At 44.6% G+C, this 2,318-nt stretch carries 3 protein-coding genes; all 3 read right to left on the bottom strand.

Going from position 1 to position 2,318, the window contains the following annotated elements; genetic code table 11:
• The coding region (locus ENN47_06920; GenBank protein ID HDP77900.1) for a BtpA/SgcQ family protein at positions 1-725 on the bottom strand (725 nt) is incomplete at its 3' end.
• On the bottom strand, positions 722-1,501 hold the full coding sequence (locus ENN47_06915) for a sugar ABC transporter ATP-binding protein (GenBank protein ID HDP77899.1): 780 nt from the start codon (positions 1,499-1,501) through the stop codon (positions 722-724). The genes ENN47_06915 and ENN47_06920, both read right to left, overlap by 4 nt.
• The coding region (locus ENN47_06910; GenBank protein ID HDP77898.1) for a carbohydrate kinase family protein at positions 1,498-2,318 on the bottom strand (821 nt) is incomplete at its 5' end. The genes ENN47_06910 and ENN47_06915, both read right to left, overlap by 4 nt.

The raw sequence follows: 2,318 nt of genomic DNA, 5'->3' as shown, positions 1-2,318 counted from the left end.
TCTATGTCTACGGGGTTTGTCGTTTGCCCATCTTTTTTTATCGAAGTACCTACTATGACGCCATCAGCAATTCTTAGGATATCTATGATGTTCTCTTCGGAAACACCGCTCCCTACCCAAATTGGCTTCTTCAAGATCTTTCTCATCCTTGAAAGATACTCAATATCAACTGCTTTTCCTGTGGACGAACTTGTTATAACCACATAATCTGCGAATCTGTCCGCCATTTGTGCGAAGTAATCTGAATGATCCTCAGGTATGACAGAAAAAGAGTGCTTCACCTGAACATCAGCGGCGATCAGCACCTTCGAATTGATTGCTCTTCTATATCTTAGGGCACCGGCAGCCACTGGCCCTATTTTTCCCTCGGCACATATTCTCTCTTCCGTAAAGGCAGCAATCCTGACAAAGGATGCTCCAGTTGCTTTTGAAGCCGCGATCATCTCTTTCCAGAGATTCATCTGAATACTAACCCCAATCTTTATTCTTGCCTTCTTGATAATGGTCCTGAGTATCGCTACATAGGTTGAATACGTCTCCAGTTCAATAGAATTTACTCTAAAAGGCTCGTCAGAGATATTCTCTACTATCGCAGCATCAAAACCGGCCTTTTCCAGGACAGCAAGATCCTCAAGCGCGTTTGCCTCAAGAAATTCCACCTCAAGTTCGTTTCCAGGTGAACCGGGCAGAGCTCCAAGGTGAATCATTCCAATGAGTTTTCTCATTTCTCTGCTTCTTTTCCGAAGCCTTCTCCTACACCAACCATAAGAGAGACGATATCCTCATGTTTCGCGTGAGCCGTTCTCAGCTCTCCAGCAATCTGTCCTTGTCTCATGATAACAATTCTATCTGAAACCTCAAAAACAATGGGAACTGAATGTGATATCAGAATCATTGGAATCTCCTGTTCCTTAAGCCTCAGAATTAGATCGATAATCTTCCTGGACTCTTTGATACCCATTGCAGCTGTCGGTTCATCAAGGATCAGAATCTTCACTCCAAAGGACACGGCCCTGCTTAATGCGAGGGCCTGACGTTGGCCTCCTGAAAGATTTCTCGTCTCGGTTTTCAGAGTTTGAACCGTAGATACTCCTATAGATTCTAAAGCCTTTCTGGTTCTGGCTTCCATGGCTTTTCTGTCGAGAATCTTCATAATTCCAAGATTCAGCTTGATCAGTTCTCTTCCGAGGAACATATTGGAAATCAGGTCCATTTGTCCAGCAAGAGAGAGATCCTGATAGACAGTCTCTATCCCCTCTTTCCTTGCATCAGACGGGGTCTTGATGCTTGCCTTTTCTCCATGGATGAATATGTCACCTTCATCTGGAAGGTAGACCCCTGAAATGCATTTGATTAGCGTGGACTTCCCAGCCCCGTTGTCACCCATCAGTGCGACTGTTTCCTTCTCAAAAAGCTTAAAGTCAACTCCTCTAAGCGCCTGAACGCCTCCAAAGTGTTTCTTTATGTTTCGGACTTCGAGAACAGTTTTTTCTTCCCTCATGTCTCCCCCCGATCATGAATGAATCTTCTTACTTCCATCATCGTTGGCATCGATGATTGAGCTCCAATTCTTGATACTGTAATGGAAGAAGCATACCTTCCGATCTGGATCGATTCTTCAAGAGTCAGACCCTTATCGACTCCGTAAAGAATCGCCCCATCGAAAACATCTCCAGCAGCAGTTGAATCTATCTGCTTAACTGGTACTGCCTCCCATTCAATCCTAATTTTTCTTTCTTCGTATACTCTTCCACCTTCCTTACCTAACTTCAAGAATACTGTTCCGTCGGTTTCAAGTAGTGACTCTTTCCCAAGCAAACTCCATTCATTCTTGTTCAGAAAAACATAATCTGCAGCTAGAGAGAATGCCAAAGTTTCATCCGGCCATGTCCTGCAGACCATGCTGCCTGGATCAAAAGATAGTTTTGCTCCCTCAGATAATTCTTCCCTTACGAGACTCCAATGATACGGATTTCCACCACTTATGTGGATAATACTGCTGTCTTTCAGCGAACTTCTTGTCTCTTCAGTCATTTCGAAATCGAGATTAGGACCGAGATATGTCATCAGCCTCCTATCGCCAGACGAATCATACACTGCAATGCATATGGCAGTGTGAAACTTGTCTGATTTTCTCACTATGGGTTTGACATTGTCGGCTATTAGGCTGTCAACAAGAAACTGACCATAATAGTCACTGCCAACTGTCCCAAAGAAGACAGTTTCGGCACCAAGTCTAGCCGCTGCCACGGCAGTATTTGCACCAGTCCCCCCCGAGATTTCCTTTAGGGAATGGACTTCGACCTCATCGTCCGCGG

The sequence above is a fragment of the Mesotoga infera genome (genome assembly GCA_011045915.1).
In the GTDB taxonomy this organism is placed as follows: domain Bacteria; phylum Thermotogota; class Thermotogae; order Petrotogales; family Kosmotogaceae; genus Mesotoga; species Mesotoga infera_D.
The sequence above is the reverse complement of the archived record's forward strand: the minus strand, read 5'-3'. Positions and strand labels throughout refer to the sequence as shown.

Excerpts from the sequence above, each read along its gene's own strand:
- ENN47_06915 (HDP77899.1), bottom strand. The coding sequence starts at position 1,501 with ATGAGGGAAGAAAAAACTGTTCTCGAAGTCCGAAACATAAAGAAACAC.